16 protein-coding genes are annotated in these 18,942 nt (G+C 40.7%); all 16 read right to left on the bottom strand.

The genetic code is table 11. From position 1 onward, the window contains the following. Positions 1 to 92: 92 nt before the first annotated feature. The 16 genes from MK482_RS05555 to recN all read right to left on the bottom strand — a co-directional run bounded on the left by MK482_RS05555 (position 93) and on the right by recN (position 18,940). Positions 93 to 1,409 (bottom strand): McrC family protein, encoded by a 1,317-nt coding sequence (locus MK482_RS05555; RefSeq protein WP_268718232.1) that lies wholly within the window; start codon positions 1,407 to 1,409, stop codon positions 93 to 95. Beyond that, on the bottom strand, positions 1,396 to 3,360 hold the full coding sequence (locus MK482_RS05550; protein ID WP_268718203.1) for an McrB family protein: 1,965 nt from the start codon (positions 3,358 to 3,360) through the stop codon (positions 1,396 to 1,398). The genes MK482_RS05555 and MK482_RS05550 overlap by 14 nt, the downstream gene beginning before the upstream one ends. A gap of 211 nt (positions 3,361 to 3,571) precedes the next feature. Then, positions 3,572 to 4,351, bottom strand: a complete 780-nt coding sequence (locus MK482_RS05545) for an L-threonylcarbamoyladenylate synthase (protein ID WP_268718202.1) — start codon at positions 4,349 to 4,351, stop codon at positions 3,572 to 3,574. Positions 4,352 to 4,378: 27 nt separating this feature from the next. Further along, positions 4,379 to 4,972 (bottom strand): 3-isopropylmalate dehydratase small subunit, encoded by a 594-nt coding sequence (leuD, locus tag MK482_RS05540; protein ID WP_268718201.1) that lies wholly within the window; start codon positions 4,970 to 4,972, stop codon positions 4,379 to 4,381. Between the two features lie 9 nt (positions 4,973 to 4,981). After that, a complete protein-coding gene (gene leuC, locus MK482_RS05535) occupies positions 4,982 to 6,364 on the bottom strand; it encodes a 3-isopropylmalate dehydratase large subunit (protein WP_268718200.1) in 1,383 nt (460 codons plus the stop codon). A gap of 3 nt (positions 6,365 to 6,367) precedes the next feature. Then, positions 6,368 to 6,637 carry a DUF1294 domain-containing protein gene (locus MK482_RS05530; RefSeq protein WP_268718199.1) on the bottom strand — a complete coding sequence of 90 codons (270 nt, stop codon included), beginning with the start codon at positions 6,635 to 6,637 and terminating at the stop codon, positions 6,368 to 6,370. Beyond that, positions 6,634 to 7,671 (bottom strand): 3-isopropylmalate dehydrogenase, encoded by a 1,038-nt coding sequence (leuB, locus tag MK482_RS05525; protein ID WP_268718198.1) that lies wholly within the window; start codon positions 7,669 to 7,671, stop codon positions 6,634 to 6,636. The genes MK482_RS05530 and leuB overlap by 4 nt, the downstream gene beginning before the upstream one ends. 11 nt (positions 7,672 to 7,682) lie before the next feature. Beyond that, positions 7,683 to 9,245 (bottom strand): 2-isopropylmalate synthase, encoded by a 1,563-nt coding sequence (locus tag MK482_RS05520; RefSeq protein WP_268718197.1) that lies wholly within the window; start codon positions 9,243 to 9,245, stop codon positions 7,683 to 7,685. A gap of 315 nt (positions 9,246 to 9,560) precedes the next feature. Beyond that, a complete protein-coding gene (locus tag MK482_RS05515) occupies positions 9,561 to 10,217 on the bottom strand; it encodes an MmcQ/YjbR family DNA-binding protein (RefSeq protein ID WP_268718196.1) in 657 nt (218 codons plus the stop codon). 43 nt (positions 10,218 to 10,260) lie between these two features. Then, positions 10,261 to 10,893 (bottom strand): copper homeostasis protein CutC, encoded by a 633-nt coding sequence (locus MK482_RS05510; RefSeq protein ID WP_268718195.1) that lies wholly within the window; start codon positions 10,891 to 10,893, stop codon positions 10,261 to 10,263. A 90-nt stretch (positions 10,894 to 10,983) separates the two neighbouring features. Continuing rightward, positions 10,984 to 11,343: a YbaN family protein gene (locus tag MK482_RS05505; protein WP_084863353.1), complete on the bottom strand. Its 360-nt coding sequence runs from the start codon at positions 11,341 to 11,343 to the stop codon at positions 10,984 to 10,986. 105 nt (positions 11,344 to 11,448) lie between these two features. Next, positions 11,449 to 13,536: a type I DNA topoisomerase gene (topA, locus tag MK482_RS05500; RefSeq protein ID WP_000179659.1), complete on the bottom strand. Its 2,088-nt coding sequence runs from the start codon at positions 13,534 to 13,536 to the stop codon at positions 11,449 to 11,451. A 117-nt stretch (positions 13,537 to 13,653) separates the two neighbouring features. Next, the gene (dprA, locus tag MK482_RS05495; protein ID WP_268718194.1) at positions 13,654 to 14,502 is read right to left on the bottom strand and encodes a DNA-processing protein DprA; all 849 of its coding nucleotides are present in this window, start codon (positions 14,500 to 14,502) and stop codon (positions 13,654 to 13,656) included. 138 nt (positions 14,503 to 14,640) lie between these two features. After that, the gene (lepA, locus tag MK482_RS05490) at positions 14,641 to 16,464 is read right to left on the bottom strand and encodes a translation elongation factor 4 (protein WP_001047207.1); all 1,824 of its coding nucleotides are present in this window, start codon (positions 16,462 to 16,464) and stop codon (positions 14,641 to 14,643) included. A gap of 78 nt (positions 16,465 to 16,542) precedes the next feature. After that, complete coding sequence (locus MK482_RS05485; RefSeq protein ID WP_268718193.1) at positions 16,543 to 17,271, bottom strand: metallophosphoesterase family protein; 729 nt, start codon at positions 17,269 to 17,271, stop codon at positions 16,543 to 16,545. A 1-nt stretch (position 17,272) separates the two neighbouring features. Then, positions 17,273 to 18,940 carry a DNA repair protein RecN gene (gene recN / locus MK482_RS05480; protein ID WP_268718192.1) on the bottom strand — a complete coding sequence of 556 codons (1,668 nt, stop codon included), beginning with the start codon at positions 18,938 to 18,940 and terminating at the stop codon, positions 17,273 to 17,275. Positions 18,941 to 18,942 lie beyond the last annotated feature (2 nt).

Raw genomic sequence — 18,942 nt, 5'->3', positions numbered from 1 at the left:
GAATGATATAAAAAAGACAAACACTAAAATGATGTTTGTCTTTGATCTGTTATTTATATTTCTCATCAACTCACTAGAGTTGAAAAATAACTTTATTTTCTCGCTACTTTCTCTTCAATATTTGTTTTAAAATTTTCTTCTGAATTTTCCATTATTTTACAAAACTCACTGTAGGATGAAACCTTCTGAGGGATTTGGATAGAGAGCTTTTTAAGCAAGACTCCGTACCCCGCTACTTCTCCTATTTCACTATTTACTGACTGCTCTATACTAGGAAAAATCAATCCAGCTTTCCAAGTTTTCCCAGCTTCTAAAATATAAGAATAGGAAATTAGTTGGAACAAGTCCTTACGATTGATTCCTTTTTCAGTGAACTCCAGTTTTTTATATTTTGCATCTAGAACAATCTTTCGTTCTCTGTCATAAAAATCTGGATATACTTTTCGTTTCCCAACAGAAAATACTGAAATTCCATCCGTCTTATCCTTATTTCTGGGATGTACAAAACCTTTTGGCAACAAGGTATAAACATACTCTTCCCAAAGCCAGGCAACATCAAAAAGAATACCGTGGATTTTTTGCTCTTGGTATCCTAAACCATTCTTTTCTCTATTTAGGATCATCAGGCAAAGCTCTTGCAACTTTCTGTACTCTCGAAAATAAGCATGGCGAAGAGGTTTTGTTTGATTTAGTCTTATAATCTTAGCACGATCAGCTTGTTTATACGAAGGTGTTACACGAATTATTTCTGTAATATTTTCACGATTAGTATAAATGATGCCTCTTCCTAGAGATTTTTGATTTTTAATGTACTCGATAGTATGACGAATCAGCTGCATCATCGGATTGTCATAAGTAAATTCTCTTGTAGTATAAGCAATATTACCTGTGAAAGGAAGATTTTTCTTGAGATGATTTACTACATCAATCACTCCCTTGATATGACTATCATTATGGGAAAACCTCTGGTATTCCTTATAAAGTCCCTTTCGCATAGCAGCTTCCAAATACTTTGGAAAGAGGTAGATTAAAAGCTGATAGAGTCTTTCCTCGCGCGATAAACCAACATCCAAACTAGTGAGATTGATATTTAGAACTTTCTGCAATAGATAATGCAAAAAATAGTCATCACTTTTACTCGAAAAGCGAGAAGAAATGGTTAATCTCTCCTGACCACACCCCAGAAATCCAATCACATTCCCTGTCTTAATTTTCTGATTGACTGTTTCCAAAATCTTTTGGTCTTTATCCAAATCAGGAGAATTTTTCAGGTCGTTTGGAAATATAAAGATACTATCTTCTTGAGAAAGATTATCTAGAGTTCTATCTAAAAGAACTTGACTAATTTTAGGATATTCTGTGATAAACTCTTCTTTGTTTAAGGCCTGTTGATTGTCAGTTAACTGCATCGTCATCACCAATATCTTGCTGACCAGTTTGATCATTATTTGTCAGTTCAAATGCTTTTTTCAATGTTTGCAGAGTTTCATCCTCTTCATAAGAACCACGCAAGTAGTCTTCTAGGAGGGGTTTAATATAATCAGACCAGAGTAATTCATAGTCAAAATCTACATCCTTCAACTTAAGAAAATAACTTGGTCCGATATGATAATGACTGTTTAGCTCCTGAACGTTTTCGATAGCAACGTTCAAGTTTCTTAAACGTTTTTTCGCTTCTTCTGCTTCATCACCGAGAACATTGTCTAGCATACCAACTTGACTCTCAGCAGTAACTTCAACAAAACGGAAGCGACGACGCATAGCAAAATCAAAGGTGTCCACTGAACGGTCAATATCATTCATAGTTCCGATAATATAGACATTTTCAGGGATATAAAATTTCTCATCAGTCTCATGTAAATTAGCATACTGAGTAGAAACACATCCCTTTTCACCACGATAGCCAGGGTCAATAGAGAAAAAGAGTTCACCAAAAATCTTAGAAATCTCACCACGGTTGATTTCATCGATGATGAAGACGAATTTCTTATCTGTGTTGATCGTTGGAGACACATAATCACATAAGCCATAACTTTCTTTCATGTGATCTAAAACGATTTTTTGATAAGTTTCGTACTTTAACTTGGTTTCCTCACCCTTGTACAAAAGATACACTTTTTCTTTGGTAGCAACAGGAGAATCAAACTTCACATTCCCTTGACTATTTAAACTGGCTGGAACCGAACTACGAGGGAAGAAATATTGTCCTTGCTTTTCATTGATAGCATCCGTTAGCTTAGTCCACATTTCTTCAAAATTATCTTGACCTCCAGTCTTCTGAGCTTCTTTAGCCCTCTGGCAAAACTCTTTAAAAATACCATCTTGTAATTTAAACTCAATAGCTCCATCCCCATTTGATACTGGTCTCAACCCCTCCACAAAATCTGTATAATCATAGGAAGGGTGAAATTGTACAAAGCCAATTTGATCTTCATTACCACCCATTAGCTCTGCCGCTATTTCTTTAGCAAGATAAGTTTTTCCCGTGCCAGGAGCACCACGGAGGATGAGGTTTTTGGATTGTAATAAGATATTCTTATACTCGTTAATATTTTCTGACATGTTTATCTCTTCCTTTTCTGATTCTCTATAAAAACTAGTGAAATTATCATAAAACTCTTTTAAAATATCGTTAGGTTCAGCAGTAGATTCCAACTCTAAGTCCTTGACAAAGTATTTATAATCTAAATCTTCATCTCGATTATTACTATACCATTTTACTATTTTAAATTCTGTGAGTTTAAAGCTCTGAAAACCACACCTTATATTTATCCATGAGTTATCAATGTCACTCAGCCGATAACCAAAGTAAGGTGATTTAATATATCCATTACCACTCTTTGGACCAAAATGACCTGTGTTAAGCATTTCAACTTTGTACGGAATACCCTCAATAGTCAGAGCAGGGTAAATATGTTCAGCTCCATCTAATTTTTGAGAACGTTTAATTTCTATATCTTTTGAATTATAGATATTTGCTTGATTCACAAATTTAGATAAAAATTCTTTGAAGATTTTATAACACTCTGATTTAATTCCACTTTTTACAAATTCATAAGATTTATTTATAAAAGGTAAAATCTCATTTAATGAATTTTCATCCTCAATTAAATACTCAGCATCAAGTGTCCAACCGAATGAATCAGGCTTCTTATTAAACAACAAAATATCTGAATCATGAAGACTCTTAGAGAGAACGGCAATCTTTATTCCTTTATTTTGAAAATTAATCTCTATAAAATTTTGTAACTTCCCTTTCCTATTTTTAACCTGAAAAGAAATATAACTTTTTGTTTGATTTTCAATTGCATCTGGGAATTCTTTTTTTATCCTGTCAATGAAAGTTTGTTCTGAAACCATTGTGTTCTCCTTGTTCATTAAAAATTTATTGTTAGATTTAAATTATATTTGTTTCGTTCAAAGTAAGATATTTTACTTTGAACGAAACTACATTCTATTAATATATTCTGCATCTAGCATATCATATCTATCAAAAAAAGAAAAGAATTTCTAAAGAAAAGCCTAGTGTAGAGTAGGGTATTCCCTCATAACACTAGACTTCTTTTTTATCTTAATAATACTCTCCCTGGCGGTAGTCCCATGAGTTAAAGGTGTCTGACAGGTGCATCATAATCTTATCAATGTCAAGCCCTTTGCGGATTACAACTGGAGCTGGTGAAGTTGAGCGTGCTCCTCCTTGTTCTGGGATGAGTTTACCATCTTTATCGACCATAGACACCATCACACCTTGCTCGTAGCGTGTTTCAATCGTTTTATCAGGCTGGATAGATGCCACATAGTCATCCGCCTCGATAACAAGGTCAACTGCACCTTCGATGCGTTCTCCGATACCTTCTACCTTACCACGGTTTCCTTTTCCAGATGGGTTAGCTGATGACGCATAAACCATCTTGCCTTCTTCCCAAAGTTTGGCAGCTAATTGTTCACCAGCTTTCCCGAATTTGATAACAAAACAGCTAGTACCACGCACGTCCGTCATAAGTTCTTCACGGCCATCACCGTATGCTTTGAGTTTTTCAAAGGCTTCTGGTTTCCAAGGAAGGATACAACCAAGAAGAATGTCTTCGTCCCAATGTTTTTGGTAAAAGGCTTCAATTTCTGGGTTGAGTTGTGCTAAAGCGCGAAGCTCGTCCATGCTACCACAGAGAACGACACCTGGTTTGTTACGGTTACGTTCTTTAGCTTCAAACTTGCGTTCAAGTCCTTCCTTATCACTAGTCATGATGATGTAACCAACTTTTGTAGGGCAAACGATACATCCGCCCTCACCTTTTAAAATCTCATAGCCTTCTTGTGAAAGTGTTCCGTTCCATTGAATGTGTTTTGTCATAGTTCTATTTCCTTTTCTATTTTTCTTCTAATCCTGCCAGTAGGCTGGTCGTTGTTTTTCATATGCAGCAATCAAGTCTTCATACTGCAAAGTAATACCGATATCATCCAAACCATTTAAGAGCTTGTGTTTCCATTCGCTATCGATTTCGAAAGTAAATTCTCCAACTGGTGAGATGATTTTTTGTTGTTCCAAGTCTACAGTTACCTGTTCGGTCGGTTTGAGTTGGGCTAGCTTTTCTCTAACCTCTCTGGGCTGTACAATAGGCAACATGCCATTGTTGAGTTCATTATTGTAATGAATATCACCGAAAGACCCCGCAATCACGACCTTAAAACCATAGTCTGCTAAGGCCCAAGCTGCATGTTCCCTCGAAGAACCTGCCCCAAAGTTATCCCCTGAGATAAGAATACTGGCTTTACGATATTCAGGCTGATTAAAGACAAAGTCAGGATCCTCAGTATACTTGTCGTCCAGATAACGCCAAGCATACATGAGGTACTTACCAAAGCCTTTCTTATCGATCAACTTGAGAAACTGCTTGGGTAGGATTTGGTCGGTGTCGATATTATCATTCATGAGAGGAACGGTCGTTCCCGTATAAACTGTAAATTTCTCCATATCCTCTCCTTACTGGGCTTCTGGCATTTGCCGAACATCTACGAAGCGCCCTGCAATAGCTGCCGCAGCTGCCATGGCTGGACTGCAGAGGTGGGTCTTAGCACCAAAGCCTTGTCTATCTTCAAAGTTGCGGTTGCTGGTTGAGGCGCAGTGAACGCCATCTGGAACCTTGTCCGGATTCATTCCTAGGCACATAGAGCAACCTGGGTCTCTCCACTCAAAACCAGCATCTAGAAAGACCTTATCCAAGCCCAACTTCTCAGCAGCTCGTTTGACAGGACGAGAACCTGGGACTACGATAGCCGTTAAGTTAGGAGCAATCTTCTTCCCTTTAACAAATCGCGCAGCCAGTTGCAAGTCGCTGAGACGAGCATTAGTACAAGAACCGATAAAGATATAGCCTAGTTCAATATCAGCTGGCTTTTGACCAGGCTCCAAGTCCATGTAATTGTAGGCTCGCTCATCATTCATATCCTTAATTTCTGGGAATCTACTGTCAAAGTCAACCCCCATAGCAGGGTTGGTTCCCCAGGTCACCATAGGAGCAAGGTCTGAGACATCCATATGAATAACCTTATCGTAAACAGCATCATCATCACTGACAAGGATCTTCCAATCCGCCACAGCCTCCTCTAAAGCCTCTGGAACACATTCTCGTCCCTTGAGATAGTCATAGGTGGTTTGGTCCGGATTCATAATTCCCATCTTGGAGCCAAACTCGATGGACATATTGCAGATGGTCATGCGCTCTTCCATGCTCAGTGCATCAATAGCCTGACCCCTATATTCCACCACATAGCCAACTCCACAGGCAACGCCGTATTTAGCAATCAAGGCTAAAATGAAATCCTTGGAATAAACTCCTTTTTGAGGAACACCAGTGAATTCTACCAACATTTTCTTGGGTTTGACCTGCCAGAGTGTCTGTGTCGCAAAGACATGCTCAACCTCACTAGTCCCAATCCCAAAGGCGATTGCTCCGAAAGCTCCGTGGGTTGCCGTATGGCTGTCTCCACAAACGATGAATTTTCCTGGTTGAGTCCGTCCTGTTTCTGGACCAACCATATGAACGATTCCTTGTTTTTCAGAACCGTGGGCCGCATGTTCGATCCCAAACTCCTCAACATTTTCAGCTAGCTTATCAATTTGTGCCTTGGAAATGACATCTCGAATATCATAGATATTGACCGTCGGAACATTGTGGTCAAAGGTTCCAAATGTCAAGTCTGGTCGTCTCAATCTGCGCCCTGCATCTCGTAGTCCTTGAAAAGCCTGAGGGCTGGTCACTTCATGAATATAGTGCTGGTCCACATACATGAGTTGGGGCTGCCCCTCTTCTCCTGTGATGACATGACGGTCCCATAATTTATCAAAAATTGATTTTCCTGCCATCCATTACCTCCAAGTAATATATAAGGCTACTAGTGTGGTCACCATCCCAAGAAACCAAACTGTTTTAAAATACCATTTTCTAGTCTTGTGGTGAAAAATGATTCCTGCCAACCAGGCCCCAAAACCACCACAAGTAAAGGCTAAAATAAGTAAGATTTTCTCAGGGATGCGCCAAACTCTTCTCCTTGCCTTGGATTTATCAATGCCATAAATCAAGAAAATCATGACATTCCAAATCAAGAGGGCAAGATTAATTTTTTCGTCTAACTTCATAACCTTGCAATAATCGCTTCTGTCATTTCCTTGGTCGAAGCCTGACCTCCTATATCTCTCGTTAAAATTCCTGCTGCCAAACTGGCTTCTACTGCACGCTCGATACGCTCTGCATCCTCATAACGTCCAAAACTGTCTCTCAGCATCATGGCCACTGATAAAATCATGGAGATAGGATTGGCAATTCCTTGACCAGCAATATCAGGTGCTGAACCGTGAATAGGTTCATAGAGACTTGGTCCATTTTCAGAATGACTGGCTGATGGCATGACGCCAAGTGTACCAGATAGAACGCTTGATTCATCCGAGAGAATATCTCCAAAAAGATTCTCCGTTACAATAACATCAAACTTGGCAGGATTGGTAATCATAAGCATAGCAGCTGAGTCCACCAGCTGGTGCTCCAAGGTTACATCTGGGAAATCCTGAGCGACTTCCTCAGCTATTTTCCGCCAAAGTTTTGATGTAGCTAGAACATTTTGCTTATCGATACTAGTAAGGATTTTTCTGCGATTTCTTGCAATTTCAAAGGCCTTACGAATAATCCGCTCTACTTCTTCATAGCTATAGTCGTTAATATCACGCGCTTTGCACTCTTCAAGGATATGATCTCCAAAGTAAATCCCGCCAGTCAACTCACGCACCACAACAAAGTTTACACCATTAATTCGTTCTGGTTTTAGTGGTGACAAATGCTTGAGACTCTCAAATATCTTAACAGGGCGAATATTGGCATAGAGATTGAGTTCCTTACGAAGAGCCAGCAAGCCCTGTTCAGGCCTAACAGCTGCGCCATCATACTTGGGACTACCGATAGCTGCTAGGAGAATGGCATCTGCTTCCCTACTTGCCTTGAGAGTTTCATCAGGTAAGGGATGCCCCACAGCATCAATACCTGCACCTCCGAAGGGTCTTCTGTCAATCTCATAGTCAAAACCTGTTTTTTCAGCTAGAGCTTCCAGAACCTCTAAACCAGCCTCCATGATTTCTGGGCCAATTCCGTCCCCTGCTAGAGCTATTATTTTCTTTGTCATAGCATTCTCCTTTACACGCTAGGCATATCTCGATAGGAAACGCTACGTCCCATCTCACCAGCATTCTCTTTTTGAACAAAGGTATTAGCATTGATGTAGGCAATAGCCGAAGCTTTCAACACATCGAAATCGAGACCTGCTGCGTTAAAGATGGTTTCTGTATCTCTGTTTTCAACAGTGACCAAGACCCGAGCCTGGGCATCAATTCCATCTGTCACAGCATCAATGGTGTAGGACACCAAACGGACGGATTGATTAAAGAACTTATCGATAGCATTAAATATAGCCTCAACAGATCCTTGTCCTGTCGCATTGAACTCGACTTTCTCACCATCCATATTAGCTAGACTAACGAGCGCTTCAATGTCATTATCTGCATGGGTTTGCAGTTGTAAATCATCAAAGTGGAAGCCTTCTGGATTTTCAACCATGGTTCCAGCTACCAGAGCACGAATATCTGCATCTGTTATTTCTTGTTTCTTGTCGGCCAGTGCCTTGAACTTAGCGAAGAGTGGTTTGATGTCCTCTTCTGTAAAGTCTAGGGCCAATTCTCTTAGTTTCTCGACAAAGGCATGGCGACCTGACAATTTTCCAAGTGGGAGACTATTACTCTTAACACCAACCAATTCAGGTGTGATGATCTCATAAGTGAGAGGATTTTTAAGGACTCCATCTTGATGAATACCCGATTCGTGAGAGAAGGCATTGCCACCGACCACAGCCTTGTTTTTAGGAACTGGAATTCCTGAGAAGCGAGAAACCATTTCTGACGTATTGATGGTCTCATTTAAGACAATACTGGTATCTGCTTGATAGTAATCTTGGCGAATATTGAGGGCCACTGCTATTTCTTCCAAAGCAGCATTGCCAGCTCGCTCACCAATACCGTTGATAGTTCCTTCGACACGTCCTGCCCCATTCTTGACAGCAGCAAGGCTATTAGCAACTGCCATTCCGAGGTCATCATGACAGTGTGGTGAATAGATAATCTGACGAGACGTCTTGACATTCTCAATCAAGTGTTTGAAGATAGCTCCGTATTCCTCTGGTGTGGTAAATCCTACCGTATCAGGGATATTGATATAAGACGCACCTGCATCAACCGCTGTTTGAACAACTTGCAGGAGGAAATCCAACTCTGTTCTAGTCGCATCTTCAGGAGAGAATTCGACCACTCCAAACTTAGAACGTGCGTAAGAAACATGCTCCTTAATAGCTTCTAAAATCTCTTCCTTGCTCTTATTAAGCTTATACTTACGATGAATCGGACTGGTAGCGATAAAGACGTGAACCTGTGGATACTTGGCATCCTTTAGCGCCTCATAACAAGCATCAATATCAGACTTGACAGATCGTGCCAAACCAGTCACCGCTGTTTTCTTCAAGACTTTAGCAATCTCCTGCACTGCTGTAAATGAATCAGGACTCGCTGCCGGAAAACCAGCTTCAATTGCTGAAATGCCCCATTTCTCCAGCTGTCTTGCAATGGCAATTTTTTCCTTGATTGAAAAATTAACACCAGGTGTCTGCTCTCCATCCCGAAGGCTAGTATCTAGAAATTCAACTGTTCGCATAAGATTTCCCCTTTTCCAAATATGGTTTTAAAAAAACATCTCGCTTAGAAATCCAAGCGAGATGTTGATTTACTCCCGCTTGGTAAGCCAAACAGGACTAATGCTTTTTGCACTAGCCCGAGTACCTCAACAACAAAGCAAATTGATTAAACTTAGCTGTTTTCATGTTTGACTTTCTCCTTCGTTTGATGTCTTGTTAAGTATTTTAGCATAGGAATAATCTCATGTCAAGAAAAAATCCAATATTTTCTGAAAATTTCTTCAGTAAAGAATATTTTGCTAATTGAAAGCATTTGAAAACACAAGGGAATTTCCTTACTTTTTCAAAGTCAAATTCCAACTGATTTCTAGCAAATCTAGAACGTCATCATCAGATAAACTATCATCAAGAGTAAGACTAATCCAGTAGCGTTTGTTCATATGAAAGGCAGGATAAATACCCTTTTGTGAAAGCAAGTCAGCCACTTGATTGTTTTTGAGGTTGACAGCTTCGACTAGCCCTTCTCTGTCCTTTTCCAGCTTATCCCAAGATATTTTCATCAAGACAGCATACCACTTTTTATTGCCTTCGTGTCTTAACACTGCCGTATCAGGCGATTTCTCCCACAAATACTCCAACTGATTACCATACTTTTCCTGAACTTGAGTCATGATTCGCTTAGTCTGAGGGCAGATAAAATCCTGTACCTCAAAACAAGCCTTCCGAATCTGGTAGAGAATCTCCAGACAAGCCTCACGGACACTTGCAACAAAACTTCCTTTAAAACTTTCCATATGGACTTGTGGATAGAGGTCACCGGTTTCCTGATCAAAGACTTGAAAGCTCACATTATCAGCAGTGATGGATACAGTCATGACAAAGTCACCTTGCAAAATCTGGCAACTATAGGTCCAAACTCCCCTATTTTCTACAAAACCATAAGCATGAGCCTTTTCTTTATTAAATTGATAGGATTTAAAAATTTCAAACATAAGTGAAAACTGCTACCAAAAGCTAGCAGTTCCTTTCTATTTTTTAAAAGACAACCTTGGTTCCATGCAATTGTGTCACACCTAGCTGGTCGATAAAGGTTTGACGGTTGCCAAGGTCAATCCCCCCACCTGGTAGAATTTCAATCTTACCTTTAGCATGTTCCAAAATTCTGTGATAGTGAGCAAAACGTTTTTCTAAGGAATCCCCAGACACACCAGCACGAGTTAAGATACGAGTTACTCCAGCTTGGCTGAGCCAGTCAATAGCTTCCAGTTGATCTTCATCGCTCAATTCATCAAAGGCCATGTGGAAGACAATTTCCATTCCTTTTGATGCAGTAATTAACTTTTCAAGATTAGGTTTATCCAACTTCTTATCAGCAGTTAAAGCCCCAAATACAACTCCTTGACTGCCAGATTGAGCAGTCAAACGAATGTCTTCTAGCATAATAGCAATTTCTAGGTCATTGTAGACAAAGTCGCCACCACGTGGACGAATCATGGTCATGATGGTCGTATCGTAGTTAGCTGCCAATTCAACCGCTGCCTTGGTCACTCCATAGCTGGGAGTTGTCCCACCAACTGCTAGATTGTCACAAAGTTCGATTCGACGAGCTCCAGCCTCCATCGCTTTTTCAAGCAAGGTCACATTTTCAGCACAAAATTCGTAAATCATTTGATTCTCCTTGATTATTACTTTGAATTTATTATATCATATTATCGTAAATATGCTTTTATTTATATCAAGGAAAATAGTTACTATTTTTTATTCTTTGTCCGGAATGACCTTGAAGAGATAATAAGTGATAAAGATGGTCAAGGCTCCGAGACCAATTTTGACTGGTAAGAGAGGGGCAAAATAAATGGAAATTCCCATCAAAATGTAGATAGATACGATAATTTTTTTCTTTCGTTCACGCGCAATAGACTTAGTCTCGCGAAAATCAGCCACATATGCTTGATAGAGCTTAGTATGATAAAGCCAGTCTTCGAAGCGCTTGGAACTTTTTGAGAAACAAGCAATAGACAACAAAAGAAAAGGCGTTGTGGGCAGCAAGGGCAAAACAACCCCAATAATAGCCAAGGCCAATGATAAAAAACCAATTATCAAATAGATAAGACGCATAACTTCTCCTAGTTAAAATAATCTTCTTCTAGTTTCGCATAAAATGATGAATTTTGTCAAGTTCTAACCAAAAAGAGCCTGAAATTTACTTTCAGGACTCTCCTCTTATTTAATCTTTTCTTCCTCGTAGTCACCTTTGCTACAAACAACCTGCTTGCCACCACCACGGACTTTTTTCTCCATAAGGAAGTTGCCACATTTTGGACAGTCACGACCAACAGGCTTGTCCCAAGAGGTAAATTCACATTCTGGATAGCGATTGCAACCATAGAAGAGACGGTTACGCTTTGTTTTACGCTCAATGATTTGTCCCTGATGACAACTTGGACACTCAACACCAATCTCTTTCACGATTGCTTGGGTATGACGGCAATCTGGGAAATTGCTACAAGCGTAGAACTTACCAAATCGACCAAGTTTAATGACCATTGGACTGCCACACACTTCACAATCAAATCCAGCTGGTTCATCCTTGATCTGGATTTTCTCCATTTCTTCTTCAGCCTTGGCAACCTCTTTAGAGAAGGGTTTGTAAAAGGCATCAATGACACGTTGCCACTGCTCTTTTCCGACTTCGACATCATCCAGTTTGCCTTCCATTTCAGCTGTAAAGGTCACGTTTACGATATCTGGGAAATATTCAACGATGAGCTTGTTAACAATTTCTCCCAACTCTGTTGGTTCAAAACGTTTGGCTGCAAGGCGAACATAATAACGTTTCTGAATGGTTTCAATGGTTGGTGCGTAGGTTGACGGACGTCCAACCCCATTTTCCTCCAAGGTCTTGATAAGGGTCGCTTCAGAATAGCGAGCAGGTGGTTGAGTGAAATGTTGCTCTGGTTTGCTATTGACCTGCTTAACCACATCTCCAACAGCCATGTCCGGTAACATCTTATTCTTGTCAGAATCATTATAAATGGCCAGATAACCATCAAACTTAACCTGGCTACCATTGGCAGCAAATTGAACTCCATTTTGAGACAATTTAACAGCCATAGTATCAAAGACAGCAGCTGTCATCTGGCTCGCTACAAAACGATTCCAGATAAGAGTATAAAGCTTGAGCTGATCCTTGTCCAGATACTTAGCGATGCTTTCAGGTGTATTAAAAACGCTAGACGGGCGAATAGCCTCATGGGCATCCTGAGCACCTGATGCATTTTTGACCTTGCTACCATGCTTAGAATACTTGCTACCAAAACGATCCGTAATGAAACTTGCTGCTTCATTTTGCGCTACAGGACTGATACGAGTTGAATCGGTACGCATATAGGTAATCAAACCTTGGACACCAGAACCGATATTAATTCCTTCATAGAGCTGTTGGGCAACCATCATGGTCTTTCGAGTACGGAAATTGATTTTATTGGCAGCATCCATCTGCATAGATGAAGTGGTATAGGGTAATGGAGCATTGCGTTTGCGCTCTTTCTTATCTACCTGATCCACTGAAAAATCTTTGCTAGTCAGACGAGATAAGACTTCCTTGACCTCATCATTGCTAGTCAGTTTCAGCTTTTTACCGTCCACTCCATAGAAGGAAGCTTGAAATTGCTTGGTTCCCTTTTTAAAGACACCATCAATTGTCCAATACTCTTCTGGTTGGAAGGCATTGATTTCATTCTCACGGTCAATGATTAACTTAAGCGCAATAGACTGAACGCGACCTGCTGACAAGCCCTTCTTGACCTTTTTCCACAAAATAGGCGAAATCGAATAGCCTACCAAGCGGTCCAAGACACGACGAGCCTGTTGGGCATCGACCAAGTCCATATCAATCTTACGCGGTTCTTTAAAAGCATTTTTGACTGCATCCTTAGTGATTTCATTGAAGACCACACGGTTAGCATCATTTTCATCCAAGTTGAGAATATGGGCCAAATGCCAAGAAATCGCTTCTCCTTCACGGTCCGGGTCACTCGCCAGAAAGACTTTATTAGCTTTTTTGGCTTCTTTTTTCAAGTCATTGATAAGAGGACCTTTTCCTCGGATATTGATATATTGCGGTTCATAATTATTTTCAATATCGACTGACATACTGGATTTCTTCAAATCACGGATATGCCCGACACTGGCTAAAACCTTGTAGTTTCTGCCTAGATATTTTTCAATCGTCTTGGCCTTAGCAGGCGACTCCACGATTACTAGATTTTTTTTAACTGTTGATTTTTTCTTTTTTGTTGCCGTAGCCACAGTATCACACCTTTTCAAAGTAATAAACTTTATAAAGTGTAAACCATTTTGCCATAACTGTCAAGACTTAGCTCCTATATATAGAAGAAAAGTTTGTCTAGTAAGCGAACTTTCGTCTTAAAATTCAAATTCCGCAAGAACATCTTGCCCGCTTGTGACCAATTTTGCCCCTTCTTGAATCAAATGATGGCAACCGTCTGATAGTCCATCTAAAATACTACCAGGAATAGCAAAAACATCGCGCCCTTCCTCCATTGCTCGCTCACAGGTAATGAGACTACCTGAGCGCATCTTAGCCTCTGCTACAATCACACCACGACAAAGTCCAGCAATGATGCGATTGCGGGCAGGAAAATGAAATTTCAGAGGTTGTTCGCCAGGTCCATATTCACTGAGAACCAGATGCTCATTGCCGATGTAGTCTTGCAAGCGTTTATTGGCTTTAGGATAAAACACATCCAGTCCTGTTCCAATCACTGCAATGGTTTTTCCGCCATTCTGAAGAGTTGCCTTATGAGCTGCTGTGTCAATGCCCTTAGCTAATCCACTGACGATAACCAGTTCATTTTCCAAGCCCTGAATGACTTTTTCAACTGACTTAGCTCCCTGTTTGCTACAAGCACGACTTCCTATGACTGCTACCTTCGGGAATTTCAAGAGGTCAAGATTTCCCTTGTAAAATAAAAGCACAGGAGCATCGTATATTTCACTTAAATCCCAAGGGTAACAGTCATCTAAAATAGAGAAAGATGGAAATTTTTGAAACTCCTTTTCCAAATGCGCATCGTCTATCTGAAAATAACGTTCCATAAAAACAGCTGGATTTCGGCAACCTGAAATTTCTGCAATGTCACCCAATAAAAGTTCCTGATCGACATTTTCACCGTATTCTAGGACATTCAAAATCTGTTGATTGGTCAAACCTGATTTTTTCAACTTATAGATTTCATAGTTTGTTATTTTCATAAATATCTCCATTTCTTTTTCTACTCATCTATCTATTCGTAAAACAAATTAAAAAGAAGACCATTTGATCTTCTTTTATTTATCTTTGTTGTTTGATATTTAAAGTCTATCAACTATAAAATGCTTTTCTTTATACTTCTACTCTTCATCCATGCTCAAAACGCTGAGGAAGGCTTCTTGTGGAACTTCTACTGATCCGATAGCTTTCATGCGCTTCTTACCTGCTTTTTGTTTTTCAAGGAGTTTGCGTTTACGAGAAACGTCACCACCATAACATTTAGCAAGTACGTTCTTACGAAGGGCCTTGATATCAGTACGAGCTACAATCTTGTGTCCAATAGCTGCTTGGATAGGAACCTCAAATTGTTGGCGAGGAATGATTTTCTTGAGCTTATCAACGATGAGTTTCCCACGTTCGTAGGCAAAATCCTTGTGAACGATAAAGCTAAGGGCATCCACCTTGTCTCCATTGAGAAGGATATCCATTTTCACCAGCTTAGATGGGCGATATTCTGACAATTCGTAGTCAAAACTTGCATAACCACGTGTCGAAGACTTAAGCTTATCAAAGAAATCAAAGACGATTTCAGCCAGTGGAATTTGATAGATAACATTGACACGGTTATCATCGATATAGTCCATCGTCACAAAGTCACCACGCTTGCGCTGAGCTAATTCCATCACTGCTCCGACAAACTCCTGTGGCACCATGATTTGCGCCTTAACATAAGGCTCTTCAATGGTCGCAATCTTGGTAGGATCTGGGAACTCAGATGGGTTAGACACATCCATAGACTCGCCGTCGGTCAAGTTGACCTTATAGATAACAGATGGAGCTGTCATGATAAGGTCAATATTAAACTCACGTTCCAAACGTTCTTGGATAACATCCATATGGAGAAGTCCAAGGAAACCACAACGGAAACCAAATCCAAGTGCCTGAGATGTTTCTGGTTCAAATTGGAGACTAGCATCATTCAGTTGCAATTTTTCAAGGGCTTCACGTAGATCATTATACTTGTTTGACTCAATTGGGTAGAGACCTGCAAAAACCATAGGATTCATCTGCTTGTAACCATGTAATGGCTCTGCCGCAGGATTGGTTGCCAAGGTAACGGTATCACCCACACGAGTGTCCTGAACCGTCTTGATAGAAGCTGCAATATAACCAACGTCACCAGTAGCAAGGAAATCACGACCAACTGCTTTGGGTGTAAAAATACCAACTTCTGTCACATCAAAGGTCTTGCCATTGCTCATGAGCTGAATCTTATCCCCAGGTTTAACAACCCCATCCATGACACGAACTTGGAGGATAACCCCACGGTAAGCATCGTAAACAGAGTCGAAAATCAAGGCCTTAAGTGGCGCCGTCACATCACCTGTTGGTGCTGGTACTTTTTCTACGATTTGCTCGAGGATTTCTTCAATACCGATTCCAGCCTTAGCAGAAGCCAAAACTGCTTCGCTGGCATCCAATCCAATGACATCTTCAATCTCTGTACGCACGCGCTCAGGATCTGCAGCTGGTAGGTCAATTTTGTTAATGACTGGCATGATTTCCAAATCATTGTCCAAGGCCAGATAAACGTTAGCAAGGGTTTGAGCCTCAATACCTTGAGCAGCATCGACCACCAGAATCGCTCCCTCACAGGCAGCGAGCGAACGTGAAACTTCATAGGTAAAGTCCACATGTCCAGGCGTGTCAATCAAGTGGAAGATATAGGTCTCCCCATCTTTTGCAGTATAATTCAGCTCAATGGCATTCAACTTAATGGTAATCCCACGTTCCCGTTCTAAATCCATGCTATCCAAAAGCTGGGCCTGCATTTCACGGCTTGAAACGGTTTCTGTTTTTTCCAAAATGCGGTCTGCAAGAGTCGATTTCCCGTGGTCAATATGAGCGATAATAGAGAAGTTACGGATCTTCTCCTGTCGTTTTTTCAATTCTTCTAAGTTCATGATTCTCTTCCTTTCAGGGTATCTATTTATTATAAATTGTTTTTGACATTTTGACAAGACCATACCCTGCTAGGAGTACTAATCTTCAGCGACAAAGCCGTCATTTTCGATAAAGTGGTGTTCTGTCATTCCTTGGTCCGTAAAGACAATCCCATGAAGGACACCACCGTAAACAGCTCCTCCATCCATTCCAATCTTGCCATCTTCTGTAGTCCAAAGCTCAGCTGTACCTCGCTCTTGCTTTAACAAACCATAAACCGGTGTATGGCCAAAGACAATGGTTTTTCCAGTATGATTTTCTGCTTCGTGGAATGGTTTTCTGAGCCATACTTTTTTATAATCTGTGGTTTCATGCCAGTCATCCAAGGTCAAATCAATACCTGCGTGAACAAAGATATACTTGTCTGTCTCTACCACAAATGGCATTTGACGAATAAATTCGACCAAGTCTGCTGCTTCAGTAGCAACACGCTTGGCATCTTCTACCCCATCAACCGGTGCATCCAAGGGACGACCTAGGATAGAGTTAATAGTTGTATCTCCACCATTACGACGATAGTGGTCATAACTTTCTTCTGGGTCATCTAGCCAAGTCAAAAACATATACTCGTGATTTCCTGACAAACAGATAGCCCCTTGATTATCGACCAAGTCCTTAACCATCTCTAGGACACGGCAACTATCTTCACCACGGTCAATCAAGTCCCCTAGAAAGAGCAACTGGGCCTGACCATTCCATGTTTTGAGAAGGTCTTCCAGCATCCCAGCTTTTCCGTGAACATCTCCAATTACATAATAGTCTGTCATCTTATTTCTCCCTGTTTCTCAACAATTCTCTGGCTTGCGTCAGGGCTGCTTCCGTCACATCATCACCTGCCAACATCTTAGCAACTTCCTCGACTCGCTCTTCAATCGTCAAGAGACGAACAGTCGAAACTGTTGAATGCTCATTGCTAATCTTCTCAATAAAGAATTGATAATCCGCAATCGCAATCACTTGTGGCAAATGGGAAATAGCCAGAACCTGACCATGTTGGCCAATCTTGTGAATCTTCTGTGCAATGGCCTGAGCTACACGACCTGAAACTCCTGTATCCACTTCATCAAAGACAATACTTGTCTTGCCTTCTTTACGTGAAAAGGCAGACTTAATGGCTAGCATGAGACGAGACAATTCTCCACCAGATGCAACCTTAACCAAGGGTTTAAAGTCTTCACCAGGATTAGTTGAAATGTAAAACTCAACCATTTCATTTCCCTCACGACTGAATTTGCCCTTGCTAAAACGAACCTGAAACTGGGCTTTTTCCATATAGAGGTCCTGCAGTTCTTGTTTAATCTCAGCTTCAAGCTGCTGAGCCAAGTCATGACGAGCAGATGCAAGCTGGCCTGCCAAATCAACAAGATTGACTTCCAATTTCTTGAGCTCTGCTTCCATGTCCTCAGAAGAAAGATTATTGCCTGTCAAGAGATTGTATTCTTCCGTAATCTTGGCAAAATAAAGCAAGACATCATCTACAGTTCCACCATACTTACGGGTAATGGTATGAAGGAGGTCCAAACGATTCTCAACCTGCATGAGACGATTGCCGTCAAAATCAAGGTCCTCAATGATAGCTTCCAAACGTTTGCTAATGTCTTCTAAGACATAGTAGGTCTCAGACAGTGAGCTTGAAATTTCACGGTATTCAGGATCATACTCTTCGACACTTTCCATATCATTCATGGCTGAACGAACATTGGCCAGACTTGAAAAATCTTCATTGACCAACATGCTATAAGCATTGGTCAGCGTATCCGCAATGTTTTTATGGTTGAGGAGCTTCTCTCGCTCTTGATTTAGAACCAGGTCTTCTCCAGCCTGCAAGTTTGCCGCCTCAATCTCTGCCATTTGAAATTCCAACATTTCAATACGTGCCTTGTGTTCCTGTTGGTTTTTCTTGACTTCCAGAACCTGCTTGCGCATTTTTCGATAGGCATCAAAACTCGTTTGATAGGTTTCTTTCAAGGCCCAAAAAGCTGCATCGCCAAATTCATCCAACATCTGGATATGCAGTTGGGGACGCATTAACTCTTCTTGGTCATGTTGACCATGAATATCTACCAGATGTTGCCCAATAGCACGCAAAACAGACAGATTGACCATCTGGCCATTCACACGGCTGATACTACGACCATTTTGCAAGATTTCTCGACGGATGATAATTTCATCACCCATTTCCAAACCTTGCTCATCAAAAATTTCCTGTAAAAGGCGACTATTCTCAACTGAGAAAAGCCCCTCAATCTCTGCCTTTGGCGCACCATGACGAATAACATCTGTCGTCGCACGAGCTCCCAACATCATATTCATGGCATCAATGATAATCGACTTCCCTGCACCCGTTTCACCAGTCAGGACAGTCATCCCCTTTTCAAAATTGAGGGAAATAGCCTCAATAATGGCAAAGTTTTTTATCGAAATTTCAAGTAACATAT

It is taken from the genome of Streptococcus mitis (assembly GCF_026782865.1).
Classification (GTDB): Bacteria; Bacillota; Bacilli; order Lactobacillales; family Streptococcaceae; genus Streptococcus; species Streptococcus mitis_CG.
This window is presented reverse-complemented; position numbering and strand designations above follow the sequence as displayed.